Origin of the sequence: Photobacterium sp. GJ3 (genome assembly GCF_018199995.1) — a bacterium.
GTDB lineage: Bacteria > Pseudomonadota > Gammaproteobacteria > Enterobacterales > Vibrionaceae > Photobacterium.
This window is the reverse complement of the sequence record NZ_CP073579.1, coordinates 1,575,279-1,592,136: the sequence shown is the minus strand read 5'-3', so window position 1 is coordinate 1,592,136 and position 16,858 is coordinate 1,575,279. Positions and strand designations below refer to the sequence as shown.

The window sequence follows — 16,858 nt, the reverse complement described above, 5'->3', positions numbered from 1 at the left end:
AAATGACACTTTTATTTTAGGCAAATTTCCCTGCGATGTGGCACTTCTTTGTGAAGTATTTCGTGATATCGATGCAACTCCTTACAGTCATTCAATAAAAAAAACCGGCGTGCATCATGCAACGCCGGAACAATTGAGTTACAGAGGTATTACGGATAGTGGTATTACGCCATCACTGGCTCATGTTGAGAGTTTGCTTTGCGGCGCTGACGCCAGCCAAGCATTCCCAAACCTGTGGTCAGCAGCAGCAAGCTGGCTGGTTCCGGAATTGGGTTTGGATCCCCAGGGCCACCATTACCGATGGTGTAATCAATTCCAGCAATGTAAAAATCAGATAGCAGCGCCGCTGAAATCACGATATGGCTGACGTTATCTTCACCACCAAAATCCCAGTACGAGCCATCCCAGTTCAGCGCATCCGGTGTCAGCGCATCCAGCAGTGAATCCAGGCCAAGCAAATCCGTGTTCAGGCCCACTTCAAGCTCTGGGAAACCATCATCAAACAGATAAGCCGTGCCGGATTCCAGCAAACTATAGTCATTCAGGAAAATGCCGTTCACAGTCACTGGCTGAGCAAAACTCAGGACAACAAATTCCCAGGCATCCACTTTGTCGTCGTCATCAACCAGTGCTTCACCCACCGCTTCGATCAGATTGATTGGAAGTGTATCGACCCCAATCCCTTGCAATGGTGTATGAGACAGTTGAACCCAGCTTGGGTTACCGGTGATCAGTGAGCCTTCAGTAAACAGGCCATTGACATCCAGAAAGTATCGCCAGGCAGAAAAAGTAATGTCTCCGACGGTCGCACTCTGCTGACCATCCAAAACAGAATACGGATTCTCTGTAAAGTCGATCTGAGCTGCCGAGACACTCATTGAGCCTCCGAGAAGGCCAAGGGTGAGCAACCCTGTTTTCAGCAATGATTTCATGTTGTCGCTCCCTACCGTGTATGTCGAGTTGTGTTCGCAACATGAAACTGCATCATGCATGCCAAAACGTATCTGACTGAAATACAATCCACTTCATGAAATCATTTTCCGATGTGTAAAAAAGCCCGACATTTTTCCGGGATTTCTGGGCAGAAGTGTAAAATTATCTGACTCAGAGACAACAATGCCGATCAACTCGATGAGAACTGATCGGCATTTGCAAAAGCAGGCAGGGGATTATTGTGCGTGTTGTTTTTGCAGCACATACATGTCAGCCAGATTGCCGGTAATGCGTTTGCCTTCCCGATCCAGCCTGAACAACTGGTTTTCGCCAACGAAGAATTGAATATCATCCCCGCTGTCATTGGTTAAAGTGATGGTATTACCCGCGTCATTCCAGGTAAATGCCCCTGATGACGGAACTGACCGTCTTCTTCGTATCCGAGATAGGTTTCCGTCAATTCAAAGGTTCCATCCATCCCCAGAACCAACACCGTTTCAATCCCGGCACAATCTGCACAGGGAATCGTGCCCGCGTAGGTGCCATTCCAATCCAGAGAATTCCGGGCATTATGGTCGGTGTCCACATAAACAGATTGCGTTTGCTCCTCTGCCTGAACCGCCGTTTGTGCTTCATCTTGTACAGCAGCCTGATCCGAGTTTGGTTGATCACAACCTGCCAGTATCGCCGCCAGTCCCAATCCAATCGCCAGAGATAACAGTCGCTTCGTTTTCATAGTTTCTCCTGAAAAACTCAACTCACCTGACCGCCATACAAGCGCCCATCAGATGTTTTCTGAGAACTTGGACTCGCGTTACACAAAAAAGTGCCCGAAAAATCACGCCGCAGTCAAACAGAAAAGGCTGGCGGGCACTTCAGGTGCTCCGTGTCGTGGATCCGTAAAACGTGAAACCTGAGATTGTTGTTGCACAATCATCTTCGCGACAGGTTCTTTCATCAGCAAAAGGGGTTGCATCATTGAGATGTCTTCGTTTCATATAGCCCATCCTCCATCATTCCAGCGAATCAACATGGTTAAATTACCTTGTGTTTATATCCTTGCCAGCAAACGAAATGGAACTTTATACATTGGTGTGACAAGTAATTTAATCAAACGTGTATGGCAACATCGCACTGATACGGCAGATGGCTTTAGCAAAGCACATCAGGTTCATCGTCTTGTTTATTTTGAAATCGCTGAAAATATGACCTCAGCTATCTTGCGGGAGAAACAATTGAAGAAGTGGCGGCGGCAATGGAAGATCAATCTGATTGAACAGAAGAATCCCTGCTGGCGAGATCTCTTCCTTGAAATTGCAGGATGATATCTTCCCGGAAGGTCAACAATTCATCTGATTAGAATGCCTTCATTCATGAACAACTCCCGCACATGAAAAATACTCAAAGCCGACATCTCCGCTTAACTTTCCTCAAATCGGAAATACTCAAGTCCGTCATTCCCGAGCATTTCCCTCCCACGTCGAAAATACTCAAGTCCGTCATTCCCGCGCAGGCGGGAATCCATAAGGCGCCGGGTTCAAAACACACGACAATCATCATTGAACAGATAAAATCACAACGTGGTCCAGGCCATTCTATAGAATCGCTCACAGCACCCAGACGAAGCGCCAGCGCATCAACGTCACTGGATTCCCGCCTGCGCGGGAATGACAAGGGTTTGGCATTTTCTGTTGTGGGTAAGTTTTTTAAAATCCCGTCGATTTGATGATGAAAAATAGAATATTTACGACACAATAAACACACTCAAGATCGTCATTACAGAACAACTTCCCTTCATGTCGAAAATACTCAAGTCCGTCATTCCCGCGCAGGCGGGAATCCATAAGGCGCCGGGTTCAAAGAACACGACAATCATCATGAAACAGATAAAGTCACAACGTGGTCCAGGCCATTCTATAGAATCGCTCACAGCACCCAGACGAAGCTCCAGCGCATCAACGTCACTGGATTCCCGCCTGCGCGGGAATGACAAGGGTTTGGCATTTTCTGTTGTGGGTAAGTTTTTTCATATCCCGTCGTCTTGATGATGATAGATGGAGTATTTACGACACAATAAACACACTCAAGCTCGTCATTCCAGAACGACTCACACCACATCGAAAATACTAAAATTCGTCATTCTCTCGCATTTCCATCCCACATCGAAAATACTCAATTCCGTCATTCCCGCACAGGCGGGAATCCATAAGGCGCCGGGTTAAAAACACACGACAATCATCATTGAACAGATAAAGTCACAACGTGGTCCAGGCCATTCTATAGAATCGTTCACAGCACCCAGACGAAGCTCCAGCGCATCAACGTCACTGGATTCCCGCCTGCGCGGGAATGACAAGAGTTTGGCATTTTCTGTTGTGGGTAAGTTTTTTCATATCCCGTCGTCTTGATGATGATAGATGGAGTATTTACGACACAATAAACACACTCAAGCTCGTCATTCCAGAACGACTCACACCACATCAAAATACTCAATTCCGTCATTCCCGCGCAGGCGGGAATCCATAAAACACCGGGTTCAAAGCACACGACAATCATCATAAAATAGATAAAATCACAACGTGGTCCAGGCCATTCTATAGAATCATTCACAGCACTCAAACGAAGCGCCTGCGCATCAACGTCACTGGATTCCCGCCTGCGCGGGAATGACAAGGGTTTGGCATTTTCTGTTGTGGGTAAGTTTTTTAAAACCCCGTCGTCTTGATGATGATAGATGGAGTATTTACGACACAATAAACACACTCAAGCTCGTCATTCCAGAACGACTCACACCACATCAAAATACTCAATTCCGTCATTCCCGAACAACTTCCCCCCACATCGAAAATACTCAATTTCGTCATTCCCGCGCAGGCGGGAATCCATAAAACACCGGGTTCAAAGCACACGACAATCATCATTGAACAGATAAAATCACAACATGGTCCAGGTCATTCTGTCGAATCATTCACATTACTCAGACGAAGCTCCAGCACATCAACGTCACTGGATTCCCGCCTGCGCGGGAATGACAAGAGTTTGGCATTTTCTGTTGTGGGTAAGTTTTTTAAAATCCCGATATTTTGGTAATGAAAGATAGAATATTCACGACAGAATAAACACAGAAAAACCGTCATTTCTGAGCAACTCAAAAAAATCAGAAATACTCAAGATCGTCATTACAGAACAACTTCCCTTCATGTCGAAAATACTCAAGTCCGTCATTCCCGCGCAGGCGGGAATCCATAAGGCGCCGGGTTCAAAGCACACGACAATCATCATGAAACAGATAAAGTCACAACGTGGTCCAGGCCATTCTATAGAATCGTTCACAGCACCCAAACGAAGCGCCTGCGCATCAACGTCACTGGATTCCCGCCTGCGCGGGAATGACAAGTGGTTGATATTTTCTGTAGCGGGTAAGTTTTTAAAACCCCGTTATTTTGGTGATAGTATATAGAATATTAACGACATAATAAATACATTCAATCCCGTCATTCCCGCGCAGGCGGGAATCCATAATTCGTCTGGTTAAAAGCACGCGATAACCATCATGAAACAGATAATGTCACAGCACGATTCAGGTCATTCTGTCGAATCATTCACATTACTCAGACGAAGCTCCAGCACATCAACGTCACTGGATTCCCGCCTGCGCGGGAATGACAAGTGGTTGGTATTTTCTGTTGTGAGTAAGTTTTTAAAATCCCGTCGTCTTGATGATGATAGATGGAGTATTTACGACACAATAAACACACTCAAGCTCGTCATTCCATAACAATTCACACCACATCAAAATACTCAATTCCGTCATTCCCGCGCAGGCGGAAATCCATAAAACACCGAAGTTAAAACTTACGACAATCATTATTGGATCAAATTACCGCCATCAACCTCGATGGATGTGACGAAGACATCTGCTGTACCGACTTGGATACCCAGCAAATTCAATAACGGGTCTAATACTTGCTGAGTCACTAACAAAATCACTGGAGATAATAAACTTGATATGAGTCCACCAACTACGTCATCAATAAGAAATTCTATTGCATCATCTAAACCTAACTGGTTAAAAACCATTCCTAACAGCAATAGACCGCTAGTTATTTTAAAGTCGACATCAATTAGCGATTCATTAGAAAGTAAACTATCTAAATTTTCAGAAACATTCTCTGTAACTGGGTATACCCCTGGGATTTCTCCATGTTCTGCATCCACTATCAATATAGAATAATCATCAGAAACATCAGGCTTTGAGATATTTGCACTAAGTTTTATATCTACGCCAACAACACCTGAAAGAACCGTAGCTGAAAGCTTAGCAGGCTGCTCGACATCATCTTTACTCCCAATCTTCACAGAAGCTAATGATGGTTTCACACCAAATTTCAATTGATAGCCATCTTGATTACAATCTGTCATATCTAACAACTCTGCTTCAGCTTTCGCTGCGTCCACAGCTAGACCCAGAGCTAACTCTGTATCTAAAATTCCAGGAAGACTAAGTACAGTTAGAGGTAAATCTAATCCTACCTTCAATCGAACTTGAGCTGTTTCTACCCTTGTGCCTGAGGCTCCCTCAATAACGGGTAAAACACCGACAGTAAATTTCGGCGGCTCAATTATGGTTGCATCAACTGTTAACCCCAATAAGCCCAGACCTAATAAACCATTCGTGTCAACATTCAAACTATCAATTACAATTGCATTTGAACCTTTCGCCGCATAAATAGCTCCCGTAATTAAATCATATAAAGCAATATGACTAGCTAGTGCTGCTCGGCGGATTTCACCACCCATTGCATCGGAACCAGCAGATAATACCAATATTTCTGATAACGTAAGGTCTAACCCTGAAACCTGAGCAAGACTATCAAGTTGTAACAGTGCTGGCAGTACAGTTGCATCTAATACACTATGAGACGCAACTGCATCAATACTGGCTTGAATCAGCTCCGCAACTGAAATATCTGTACTCAACACTTGATCTAAAGTACCAGCAGATAATTCCACTGTAAGAAGCCCCATTTCATCCATTGCAGACAGTAGGCCACCTAGCTTTATCTCAGTATTTGCTAATCCCTGATAAGAAGCCACATCTAAATTTAAACTGCCCTGAAGTGCTGAACCTAATAAAGCATTAATCAATCCAGCATTTGGGCTTAATCTAGCCGTTGAAGAGCCAATCCCAAACCCAACAGACATTCGCTTATAAACCGCAGCCGATGCACTCAGGGTTACGTCACCAGATCTCGTGATCTGCGTAATCAGGCTCGCAGGAACGGTTTTGCTAATGGTCACTTTGCCGGCACTTTGGACTTTCGTACTGGTTGGGTCAAAATCCCATTGATTACTGTTGATTTGGGCTACACCATACTCAATTATCGGATTCTGAGTATCCGTATCGAACCCATTAGCAGCCAAATTCTGTTTCACGAGTGTATCTAAGGCTTCCTTATTATTAACCCCATCAATATAACAAGCCCCTCGCCCTAGACTGAGTGCGGCCAGATCTGCCTGTTTCTGCAGTTGGCGCTTTTCCATGTACAGTCGGCCGGTGTCGACGGCCAGAGACAAGAACAGGACCATGCTGAACATCAGGAGAATCAAGCCAGCGCCGACGGCGCCGCGTTGGCGGGATTGCGATGACAGACGATGAAAAGATCCAGATGAACGTAACATAATTTCGCTCCTTCCCAGCAGGGAATGACAGCTTGGGTTCGGTGTTCGCCTTCAATCATCAGACGCCCGCCTGTGCGGGCATCCGAATCCTGGTTCAGCTGCCACCGAATTTATCTTTAATGAATTTATCCGGAATTGGATGACTGAAGCTTTGCTGCATGCGCTCCTGAGTGGCTTTGGCGGCTTCCGGCGTTAATGTATCGGTTTGTGACGTCGCCATCTGGCCACGGGTCTGCATGTTCAGCCAAAGCTGCGTCATATTCTTCCGCTCATGTTTCACCACAGGCTTAAGCACCACTTTCGAACTTTCCGGATACGCGCTGATCTCACCGTGCGTTTCAGGGACAGGGTCCGGATTCACTTTTTTCGGCGGGAACGTCGCAGCCTGAGCCCCGCCAACCAGAAATGCTGTGCCCAAAGCCGCCATCAGTACTTGCTTCATTCCTTTCATCACGTCACTCCTCTCCCCACGCGGTTCCGTTAAGATGGATCCAGCTGCAGGGGTTTAAATACAGAAATTGCATCCATCATTTCCCGGTGTTCAGATTCACTCCACTCGAAACGGGATGCCAGAGTCGCGGCAGCCTGTTTCTGATTGGTTTTCAGCAACACAAACCACAGATTTTTAGCCGCATTCTGATGCTGCGGATTCAATTCCAGCGCCGTCATCAGTTCATCCCGGGCTTTCTGATCTTGCCCGGTAACCAGCAGCAGAAAACCAAAGTCATTCCGGACATCGGCTTCCACGGGCGCTGCTTTTGCTGCTTTTTCCATCCATTTCATGGCGTCTTCCATGTGGCCCTGATAAGACGCAATCAGCCCGAGACCGTGATAAGCATCCCCGGCCAGACACGTCTTCACCATCCCCTGATAAAGCCGGGTTGCTTCGTCCCATTTACCGAGTTTCCGGTAGCTGTCTGCCCGCATCATCTGGACGCTCAGGCCATCCTCTTTCAGTTCATCCAGCGACGCCAGCGCCAGATAATACTGGCCCTGATCGATCTGTTGCTTCACCATCGACAGCTTCATGCCGTCTTTCGCGATCAGCGTTTCACCACAGGCGCCGGACTGAACCGGCTTATTCGCCGTCACCCTGGCACTTTCTTCTTCTGGTGAGGCACTGCAACCGGCCAGTAAGGCAACGAGCAATCCGCTCAGCCAGACGGTGCGATATGTTTGACTACTTCTCATGATGTCATCCCTGTCCTGTTCTTGATTCCTGTGCTCATCACCACGGGCTCACGAGCCACCAATCGCCTGAATCAACGCCATCATTCCCGGCCCCGCCAGTACCACAAAGAGTGCAGGAAATAGAAACACCATCATGACCACCGACATTTTGCCGGACAGTTTGGTGACTTTTTCCTGTAACTGAGTGCGTCTTCTGTCCTGAAGTAAGACGGATAACTGATTCAGAGACGCTGACATATTCCCGCCGGTTTCAGACACCTGTGCCAGCATGGTCAGCAAGTCCTGCATGCCTGCCGAATCATTCACGCGGGCGATTTCACTGAAGACGGAAGCCCGCTCCTGCCCGGCTTCAATTTTACTGAGCGCCAGTTTGAGTTCCTTGTTCAGCTCCGGGGTCAGCTCGGATAATTCGCGGGATAAGGTTCGGAGCAGACTTTCCAGCGACAGACCCACATCCCATAAAATTTTCATCACCTGCAGGCCGATAATGAGCTCTTCTTCAATCATCTGTGTCCGTTTCACGGCTTTTTTCTTCAGCCATTGAATGACCAGATAAGCGGTGCCCATCGCGCTGATCAGCATCAGGCTGATTTTGTGATTCGCTGAGGCATCGGCCTGAATCAGCTGACTGGCAAAAACCAGCTGAATGGCGCACCACACTGCAGCCAGACGGAAAATACACAGCGTCTGCTCCCGGTTGGAGATGTAACCCGCTTTTCGCATCATCTCCAGAATGTCATTCAGGGAGGTTGCGTTGCTTCGTTTGGTCTTGCCCCAGAGGCGCTGCCCACCACGGATGACACGTTCACCGGCACGCGGCTTTCCCAGTGATTTCGCCAGGTTGTCTTCAACACTGCGTGCTTTTTGCAGTTTCATTGACCAAAACAGCAGCCCGGCACCGACGATGCTGAACAAGAGGCTGGTGATAATCAGATAAGCTGTGGTTGTCATACGCTTTCCCTGCCTGTACTTCTGTTTCGCGCTTCTAAAACATCAAAACTGTCATTACAACGCCCAAATGAAATTCCGTGCCTGTTTCAAACCCAAGTGCCACTCGTTACTTCGGTGCATCAACGGCGCTGGATTCCCGCCTGCGCGGGAATGACGGCTGAAGTCCCGTGCCTGTTTCAACCCCAAGTGCCAATCGTAGCTCCGGTGCATCAACGTCACTGGATGCCCGCCTGCGCGGGCATGACAGCTGAAATTCCGTGCCTGTTTCAAACCCAAGTGCCAATCGTAGCTTCGGTGCATCAACGTCACTGGATGCCCGCCTGCGCGGGCATGACAGCTGAAATTCCGTGCCTGTTGTCAACCAAGTGCCAATCGTAGCTTCGGTGCATCAACGTCACTGGATGCCCGCCTGCGCGGGAATGACGGCCGAAATTCCGTGCCTGTTTCAATCCCAAGTGCCACTCGTAGCTCCGGCGCATCAACGTCACTGGATGCCCGCCTGCGCGGGCATGACGGCTAAAGTCCCGTGCCTGTTGTCAACCAAGTGCCACTCGTAGCTCCGGTGCATCAACGGCGCTGGATGCCCGCCTGCGCGGGAATGACGGCCGAAATTCCGTGCCTGTTTCAACCCCAAGTGCCACTCGTTACTTCGGTGCATCAACGTCACTGGATGCCCGCCTGCGCGGGCATGACGGCCGAAATTCCGTGCCTGTTTCAACCCCAAGTGCCAATCGTTGCTTCGGTGCATCAACGGCGCTGGATTCCCGCCTGCGTGGGAATGACAGCCGAAATTCCGTGCCTGTTTCAAACCCAAGTGCCAATCGTTGCTTCGGTGCATCAACGTCACTGGATGCCCGCCTGCGCGGGCATGACGGCTAAAGTCCCGTGCCTGTTGTCAACCAAGTGCCACTCGTAGCTCCGGTGCATCAACGGCGCTGGATGCCCGCCTGCGCGGGAATGACGGCCGAAATTCCGTGCCTATTTCAATCCCAAGTGCCACTCGTTACTTCGGTGCATCAACGTCACTGGATGCCCGCCTGCGCGGGCATGACGGCCGAAATTCCGTGCCTGTTTCAACCCCAAGTGCCAATCGTTGCTTCGGTGCATCAACGGCGCTGGATTCCCGCCTGCGTGGGCATGACGGCCGAAATTCCGTGCCTGTTTCAAACCCAAGTGCCACTCGTTGCTTCGGTGCATCAACGTCACTGGATTCCCGCCTGCGCGGGCATGACGGCTGAATTCCCGTGCCTGTTTCAATCCCAAGTGCCTATCGTTACTTCGGTGCATCAACGTCACTGGATTCCCGCCTGCGCGGGAATGACGGCTGAATTCCCGTGCCTGTTTCAACCCCAAGTGCCTATCGTTACTTCGGTGCATCAACGTCACTGGATTCCCGCCTGCGCGGGAATGACGGCTAAAGTCCTGTGCCTGTTTCAACCCCAAGTGCCTATCGTTACTTCGGTGCATCAACGGCGCTGGATGCCCGCCTGCGCGGGAATGACGGCTGCATTCCCGTGCCTGTTTCAATCCCAAGTGCCAATCGTTGCTTTGGCGCATCAACGTCACTGGATTCCCGCCTGCGCGGGCATGACGGCTGAATTCCCGTGCCTGTTTCAATCCCAAGTGCCAATCGTTGCTTTGGCGCATCAACGGCGCTGGATGCCCGCCTGCGCGGGCATGACGGCTGAAGTCCCATGCCTGTCCTTCAAGCGCCATCCTATAAAGACCGAATCATTCGCCAGAGGACCAGCGCGCCCATGGCCTGCGCTCCTAAACCCACAATCAAAGCCTGTCTGCCGGTTTCATCTGCCCACATCGTCAGAAGTTGTTCTGGGTTAGAGACCAGCATGAAAATGGCCATGCCTGTCGGAGCCAGCCCCATCACCCAAGCGGTGACCCGGGTCTCCCCGGTTAAGGACTTCAACTCACGCTGACTGCGTTCCTGTTGGTGCAACAGCTCAACCAAATGTTCCAAGGCCGCCGAGACACTGCCGCCAAACTGATGATTCACTTTGAACACGGAAGCCAGCAGTGCGAATTCTTTCACGCCCGTGAGCTGGGCTTCTTTCTGAAAGGAATCATAAAGCTCTGTTCCCAATGCAGAGCGATTCACGGCACGTTCTGCCACGGAATGCAGCGGATCGTTCACTGCCTGCAGCACATGTTCGACGGCTTTATTGAGTGACATCCCGACATGAATCCGGCGGTTGATGTGATCAATAAATCCCGGCAGTTGCTGCAAAATTTTACGACGCGTATTACTTTTCCGGATTTGCCCCAAGAGCAAAATCAGCCCCACGCTCCCTGCCAGACCCAGCCCCAGTCCGCTGATGCCCGTCATACGGGCCAGCAGGAAAGGACCGAATAAAATGCAAGCGGCATAAAGCACCAGCATCACAGGACTTGTGCTCAATCCCAGCCGCTGCCAGGTTTCGAGCGCCCGATCTTTCCCCCGGACCTTTTGTGCCTTTTGCGCTGTTTTGGGCGATTGACTGGCAGGCACTTGACTTTTTCGTGTCGCAATCACCATCAGCACACAGCTGGTGAACAGTAACAGCATGGCAATGACGATCAGGCTGTTCATCCGTCTTCTCCAAGCTTTTTGCGCAGATGGACAGACATGGCGTCTACCGTCATGAAATCTTCCGTCTGGAGGTTGTAGCGATACAGTTCCTGAATCCGGATTTTGCCATCGGCAACGTCCTGAACTTCTACAATGTGAGTAATGACTCGCTTGCCGCTGGGTAACCGGGACACCTGAACAATCATATCGACAGCCGTTGCAATGATTTGCTTGATCAGGGCTTCAGTTGAAGTAAAGCCAGCCAGAGTCACCATCATTTCCAGACGGACAAGGGCATCACGCGGTGAGTTGGCATGCAAGGTACTCATCGAGCCCTGGTGGCCTGTATTCATCGCCTGAAGTACATCCAAAACTTCCGCCCCCCGGCTTTCCCCCAGAATGATGCGATCCGGACGCATCCGCAGGGCATTTTTCAGCAAATCCCGCGCGGTGACTTCTCCCTGACCTTCCGAGTTGGGCGGACGGGTTTCCAGCCGTACCACGTGGCCATTTCTCAGTTGCAGTTCGGCGGCATCTTCAATGGTAACAACCCGTTCGCCCGTGTTGATATAGTGACTGAGGATATTGAGCAATGTGGTTTTCCCGGAGCCGGTGGACCCACTGATCAGGATGTTAAACCGGGCCTGCGCACATTTTTTCAGCAGCTGATGCATGGCAACACTCATGGCACCATTCTGAATCAGCGTGTCTGCATTTAGACCTTCTTTTTTAAATTTCCGAACCGAGAGACAAGGGCCGTCAATCGAGAGAGGCGGAATGACTGCGTTAATCCGGCTGCCATCGGGTAAACGGGCATCGACCATCGGATTCGATTCATCAATCCGGCGGCCAATCGGAGCGATCATCCGGCGAATGACCCGCAAGATGTGCTGATCGTTCATGAAACGCAAGGGAACGCGGCTGAGCTGGCCGCTTCGTTCCACATAAATCTGTTTGGAACCGTTAATCAGAATATCGTCGATGGTCGGGTCGTCCAGCAGGTTTTGCAATGGCCCGAATCCGACAATTTCATCCAACAGCTCAGTGACCAGCTCATTCAGGTTCTGGCGCTGATTCAGCTCTTTATGCTGCTGGAAATATTGACGCACATAGTCATGAATATGCGGCTGCATTTCCTGACGGTCCATTTCAAACATCAGGCCATCTTCTTCCAGCTGTTCAATGATGTAGCGGTGAAGCTCCGCTTTTAATGCCAGCGACGATTCTTCCTGCTGGATCACCAGTTCTCGGCTTGGCCACTCCATTTCGTTTCCCATACTCACTCCTTGATTCGAGGGAAATTCAGTGATTTACCACCCCAGCGAAAAATGCCAGCGCGAGCGTTCAGACGACAGCCACATCAGCTTGTCCACAGCTTTGGTAAAGAGTTTGAACTCTCCGCTGGGCGGCAGCAGCGCACTGGCATTGATATCGGTGATGATCGGAAAGCTGTAGGGGAGTTCCCCCCGAACCAGAATCGGCAATTGTTTTTCAATCACTTCCCGACTGGGGAGGACTTCTGCAGAATACGGCGCCAGCACCAGATTGACGCTGCCGGGTCGTACTCCCTGCTGATACAGCGACTCTGCCAGCTCACAACTGCTTTTCAGGCTGACGTTTTTCTGGTCTGACAGCAGCCAGTGCTGCCCGCAGCGGTTCAGCAAGAAAAACAGTAACGGGCTGGGCGGCATACCGGTGAGATTCATGACGATATTGCCGTATCTCGCTTCCAGCAAATCCATCACTTCAATCAGGGCTTCCATGGTCACAGCGCCATAATTGTCGCTTTCGGGCATTCCGATGACATGAATGCCCGGCGCCATCGCCAGTTCTTGCGCATCCAGCCAGTCCGGGCTGAGAAAGTCTTTTTTCTCCAGCAACGCCATAAAATCCAGCCGGGGGCTGGCACCCAGATACTCGCACACGTCACTGAAGGGACGCCCTAAATCCAGCAATAAAACATCCTGCTGGTGCTTGTGCTGCAGGTGCCAGGCCGTTGCGATGCTCAGTAAGGCACCGTCACAGTCATTGCGGGAAGACAACAGCGCCAGACGTGAAGTGGCGTCCAGAGATTGCATCTGTGTCAGGTGGTTAATCTGTGCCGTCAACCCTTCCAGTTCACACCAGTGCAGGTGCTGCCGAACCGTCTGACTTTGCTGGATCCCATGCCAGTGCGCTTCCGGGGTTAAATCCACAAGAATGACATGGCGCGGTGCAAAACTATCCATCAAACTGTCGATCTCCGGCATCGGCCAGTCCGCTGCAACCAGAATCAGAATACGGGTCTGCCGCCAGGATTGGCTGGAGTTCAGATGTTCCGGGTCGTCGATCCAGCTTAGCGTACAGCCATCCGGGATGGCTTCTGTAACGGCCAGTTTTGCGTGATGATCTGCGGTATAAGCCATGAGCTGCATCGTCTTAACCCTCCCCGGCAAAGCCCATTTTGACAGGCAGTGCTTTGGGTTCTGCATCCAGAAAAATCAGTTCAAAGAAATTAGGACGGAACTGACGATACATTTCACCCGGCAGTGGCGGTAACGGTGCGTTGCTGGCAAAAGGCTTCACCAGATGCGGGGTCACAACCATCATGAGTTCTTTGTCATTTTCATCCAGACGGGTGGAACGGAAAAATGCGCCCAGAATTGGAATATCCCCCAGCCCCGGAAAACGACTGGCCGTTTTAATGGTATTCCGGCTGACCAGGCCACTGATCACAAAGCTTTCGCCATTGCCTAACTGAACCGTGGTGTCTGTGCGCCGTACCGACAAACCCGGAACCACGACGCCCGCAGCCTGGACGCCCTGGGCATAGTTCAGTTCGCTGACTTCCGGTGCCACTTTCAGCATAATGCGATTGCCTGACATCACCGTCGGGGTCAGATTTAACCGCACCCCAAATTCTTTAAACTCAATGGTGACATCATCATCATTGGTGCTTTTCGGATAAGGAAATTCCCCACCGGCCAGAAAAGTCGCAGTGTGACCGGACATGGTGACTAAGCTGGGTTCGGCCAGAGTGTAGGCAAAGCCGTTACTGTCGAGTGCGCTGACCGTGGCCAAAAAGTTATCCGCCACATTCCCGATCACCAGATTAAAGGCATCCCCACTGGCAAGAAAACTGCCACGGAACCCATTGAAGCTGGCACCGGTGATCGCGCTGTTATTACCGATTCCCCAGAAAGTACCGCCGGTGCCCTGCTTGCCGAAAAAGAATCCGGCTTCCTTCAGGGCGCTTTTACTGACTTCAACCACTTTGATATCGGTCTGCACCTGCACATTGCTTGTCGCCACGCCGCCCGGATTCACCGAAATCCGGTGTCGGACCGGCTCCTCACTTCCCCGCTCCCAAACCATCAGCGACGTTGTCCCGGTTGTTTTCCCTGTTACCAGCAGCTGGGTTGTACTCAGCACTTTGACCCCGGCAACCGAAGGCTCACCCACGGCAGCCCGCTGAATCCGCTGGCCGGAATGAACCGTCACCTGCTGGCCCACATCTAACTGAAAATCCTGAGCCTGCACCATCGACATCACAACCAGGCCGGTCATCCAACATAATCCCTGAATAAAACGCAGCATTCACACTCTCCCTGTCAATGACTGGTGCGAACCAAAGTTCGTTTCTCTCCCTGATAGACTTCTACCTTAGGAGCAACATAACGGTATTTCACCGGCGTGGGTTTCTTCACTTCCACTTCTGCTTCGCGATAGCCGCCCAGTGTTTTCAGCGAAATCACATAGCTGTCATCCGACTTGCCGGACAAAGGTTCTTTGACCGTTGAATGGCTGGGTGCTGTCGTCATCGCACTGGGGATCACCGGCATTGTGCTGACCGTTTTCTGTGAAGAAATTTTGAATTGAGGCACAAGATTCGGCACTGGCGACTGCGCCAGCAAGCTGTCTGATTCAGACGGAATCACGACGTCAGGCACCTGATCTTTGGTGCCGACCACTGCCAGTCGTAACTGACCTGTGGTTTCCGCCAGCATTAATTGCGGGGTATCACTGGCAGGCACTGCCAGCACAACGGTTCTGGCTTTATCATTCACCTTTTTTTCCGTCTCTTTGCCATCAAAGCTCAGCTCATCCCCGACAGCCAACACCTCAACATTGCTGAGAATACGTCGGGCCGTACTGTTCTCACCGGATTCTTTATTGGCACGGACCAGATAAATCACATCCACCCGGTATCCCGGATGAACATGACCGCCCGCCGTGGTGAGGTCGCTGGACTGAATCGCAATGGCCCGGTAACCCGGTGCGAGGGATTGTGCGATCGGAAGATGGCCTTGCAACATACTTGCCTGAAGACGGGCGCCTTGCGCGACCTCATGCTTGAATTGCCGCCCCAGATAAGGGGTCACATTGTTGATGTCCTGAGCCGTGGCGTCAGACACCTGAACAGGCACCAGCATTGCTTCATCCAGCACTGCGTTTTGCGGAATATCTGTTACAAAGGTCCAGACTGTGGTTTTCGGCTTTTCGACGGTCACCGCAGGCACTGCAGTGACCGTGGCGGAACGGCCACTCAAGGTGACGCCATACCAGCCAATCAGCAATGCCAGCGCCAAAAGTACGGCAGCCGCTATTTTTAACGTGCGTCCCTGCATGATTGTCCCTCTCTCTTCCGCGATGACATCCCTGATGTCATTTGCAGAAATACGTCCTGATTTTCTACAAATTCAGAGTTGCCGTTGATTTCAATTCATCCGGCACCGGTAAACCAAAGGATGGTAAAAAAGGATGCTGTTTATAGTTATAGGTGATGGTGACCTTACAGCAAAAATTATTTGAATCCGGGTCAATCTCTAAACTTGATGCATCCAGTGTTTGACCAAATAATTTGCCGAGATTCCCTTCAGAACCGGTATAACTCGAGATAATCGCTTCAGCAGAAGACGTAATATGAACTTTCAAATCATCGACATCACAACTGCCACCGTAGTAACAATTTTCATCAACATAAGAAATGCTGTTCCGGAGCGATTCTTCTGCGGCATAGTTAAATAATTGAATGGAGAGAAAAATAAGACTGTACTGTGCGATGGCATAAAGCAGCATTAAAATCACAGGCATCAGAAGAATGGTTTCCAAAGCAGCAGCCCCCGTTTGAAAACGCTTAAGATTCCTTAACCTACACTGATTTAAACAACCCATAGTGTGACAACCATTCCAACTAAGATGCTCGGGACAAAGGGCGCTTCTTTCTGGCCACGCGCAAACAACGACCAATAGAGAGCAAAAGCGATAAAAGAGTAAAATAATAAATTAAGCATTTGAGAAAATGAAAATGCAAATGACAAAATAAGCAACAATTTCACATCTGCAGCACCAAATACGGATACCATTAATCCAGGTAATGTGATTAACGCAACAAAAATAACAGCACTAAAATCAACGCCATATAAAAAACAATCTTTACATTCAAAATATCGAAAAACCACAACAAAAAACGTTAATAAAATCAGTGTCCAATTAGGAACCTTCATATACTTTAGATCGAAACATGATAAAACAATCATGAATAAAACGAATATAATA

At 49.9% G+C, this 16,858-nt stretch carries 18 protein-coding genes and 1 pseudogene; 5 read left to right on the top strand and 14 right to left on the bottom strand.

Going from position 1 to position 16,858, the window contains the following annotated elements; genetic code table 11:
* Positions 1-164 precede the first annotated feature (164 nt).
* Both KDD30_RS23885 and KDD30_RS24700 read right to left on the bottom strand, forming a co-directional pair.
* On the bottom strand, positions 165-932 hold the full coding sequence (locus KDD30_RS23885) for a PEP-CTERM sorting domain-containing protein (RefSeq protein ID WP_211651098.1): 768 nt from the start codon (positions 930-932) through the stop codon (positions 165-167).
* Positions 933-1,169: 237 nt separating this feature from the next.
* Positions 1,170-1,411 (bottom strand): annotated as a pseudogene (locus KDD30_RS24700) (copper resistance protein NlpE).
* A gap of 553 nt (positions 1,412-1,964) precedes the next feature.
* Between KDD30_RS24700 and KDD30_RS23875 the strand changes: the two are divergent.
* Together KDD30_RS23875 and KDD30_RS23870 are read left to right on the top strand one after the other, a co-directional pair.
* Positions 1,965-2,258, top strand: a complete 294-nt coding sequence (locus KDD30_RS23875) for a GIY-YIG nuclease family protein (protein ID WP_211651097.1) — start codon at positions 1,965-1,967, stop codon at positions 2,256-2,258.
* Positions 2,259-2,323: 65 nt separating this feature from the next.
* Positions 2,324-2,659 carry a hypothetical protein gene (locus KDD30_RS23870; RefSeq protein WP_211651096.1) on the top strand — a complete coding sequence of 112 codons (336 nt, stop codon included), beginning with the start codon at positions 2,324-2,326 and terminating at the stop codon, positions 2,657-2,659.
* A 563-nt stretch (positions 2,660-3,222) separates the two neighbouring features.
* On the opposite strand, the gene KDD30_RS23865 is transcribed toward KDD30_RS23870, so the two are convergent.
* The 5 genes from KDD30_RS23865 to KDD30_RS23845 form a co-directional block, all read right to left on the bottom strand.
* On the bottom strand, positions 3,223-3,687 hold the full coding sequence (locus KDD30_RS23865; protein ID WP_211651095.1) for a hypothetical protein: 465 nt from the start codon (positions 3,685-3,687) through the stop codon (positions 3,223-3,225).
* Positions 3,688-4,800: 1,113 nt separating this feature from the next.
* Positions 4,801-6,615, bottom strand: a complete 1,815-nt coding sequence (locus KDD30_RS23860) for a pilus assembly protein TadG-related protein (RefSeq protein WP_211651094.1) — start codon at positions 6,613-6,615, stop codon at positions 4,801-4,803.
* A gap of 94 nt (positions 6,616-6,709) precedes the next feature.
* Complete coding sequence (locus KDD30_RS23855; protein ID WP_211651093.1) at positions 6,710-7,066, bottom strand: DUF3613 domain-containing protein; 357 nt, start codon at positions 7,064-7,066, stop codon at positions 6,710-6,712.
* A 29-nt stretch (positions 7,067-7,095) separates the two neighbouring features.
* Complete coding sequence (locus KDD30_RS23850) at positions 7,096-7,806, bottom strand: tetratricopeptide repeat protein (protein ID WP_211651092.1); 711 nt, start codon at positions 7,804-7,806, stop codon at positions 7,096-7,098.
* A 48-nt stretch (positions 7,807-7,854) separates the two neighbouring features.
* Positions 7,855-8,757: a type II secretion system F family protein gene (locus KDD30_RS23845; protein ID WP_211651091.1), complete on the bottom strand. Its 903-nt coding sequence runs from the start codon at positions 8,755-8,757 to the stop codon at positions 7,855-7,857.
* Positions 8,758-9,372: 615 nt separating this feature from the next.
* On the opposite strand from KDD30_RS23845, the gene KDD30_RS23840 reads away from it, so the two are divergent.
* The 3 genes from KDD30_RS23840 (at position 9,373) to KDD30_RS23830 (ending at position 10,355) form a co-directional block, all read left to right on the top strand.
* Positions 9,373-9,636: a hypothetical protein gene (locus tag KDD30_RS23840; RefSeq protein WP_211651090.1), complete on the top strand. Its 264-nt coding sequence runs from the start codon at positions 9,373-9,375 to the stop codon at positions 9,634-9,636.
* Between the two features lie 95 nt (positions 9,637-9,731).
* Positions 9,732-9,995 carry a hypothetical protein gene (locus KDD30_RS23835; RefSeq protein WP_211651089.1) on the top strand — a complete coding sequence of 88 codons (264 nt, stop codon included), beginning with the start codon at positions 9,732-9,734 and terminating at the stop codon, positions 9,993-9,995.
* Between the two features lie 186 nt (positions 9,996-10,181).
* Positions 10,182-10,355, top strand: coding sequence for a hypothetical protein (locus KDD30_RS23830; protein ID WP_211651088.1), 174 nt, complete (start codon positions 10,182-10,184; stop codon positions 10,353-10,355).
* Between the two features lie 119 nt (positions 10,356-10,474).
* Here the strand turns inward: KDD30_RS23830 and KDD30_RS23825 are convergent, their stop codons facing one another.
* The 7 genes from KDD30_RS23825 to KDD30_RS23795 all read right to left on the bottom strand — a co-directional run bounded on the left by KDD30_RS23825 (position 10,475) and on the right by KDD30_RS23795 (position 16,854).
* Positions 10,475-11,341, bottom strand: coding sequence for a type II secretion system F family protein (locus tag KDD30_RS23825; protein WP_211651087.1), 867 nt, complete (start codon positions 11,339-11,341; stop codon positions 10,475-10,477).
* A complete protein-coding gene (locus tag KDD30_RS23820) occupies positions 11,338-12,597 on the bottom strand; it encodes a CpaF family protein (RefSeq protein ID WP_249199391.1) in 1,260 nt (419 codons plus the stop codon). The genes KDD30_RS23825 and KDD30_RS23820 overlap by 4 nt, the downstream gene beginning before the upstream one ends.
* Before the next feature lie 33 nt (positions 12,598-12,630).
* Positions 12,631-13,734 (bottom strand): hypothetical protein, encoded by a 1,104-nt coding sequence (locus KDD30_RS23815; RefSeq protein WP_211651080.1) that lies wholly within the window; start codon positions 13,732-13,734, stop codon positions 12,631-12,633.
* A 4-nt stretch (positions 13,735-13,738) separates the two neighbouring features.
* On the bottom strand, positions 13,739-14,896 hold the full coding sequence (locus KDD30_RS23810; protein WP_249199390.1) for a type II and III secretion system protein family protein: 1,158 nt from the start codon (positions 14,894-14,896) through the stop codon (positions 13,739-13,741).
* Between the two features lie 14 nt (positions 14,897-14,910).
* Positions 14,911-15,927, bottom strand: a complete 1,017-nt coding sequence (gene cpaB, locus KDD30_RS23805) for a Flp pilus assembly protein CpaB (RefSeq protein ID WP_211651078.1) — start codon at positions 15,925-15,927, stop codon at positions 14,911-14,913.
* A gap of 64 nt (positions 15,928-15,991) precedes the next feature.
* A complete protein-coding gene (locus KDD30_RS23800) occupies positions 15,992-16,411 on the bottom strand; it encodes a TadE family protein (protein ID WP_211651073.1) in 420 nt (139 codons plus the stop codon).
* A 50-nt stretch (positions 16,412-16,461) separates the two neighbouring features.
* Positions 16,462-16,854, bottom strand: coding sequence for a prepilin peptidase (locus KDD30_RS23795; protein WP_256449247.1), 393 nt, complete (start codon positions 16,852-16,854; stop codon positions 16,462-16,464).
* Positions 16,855-16,858: the final 4 nt, after the last annotated feature.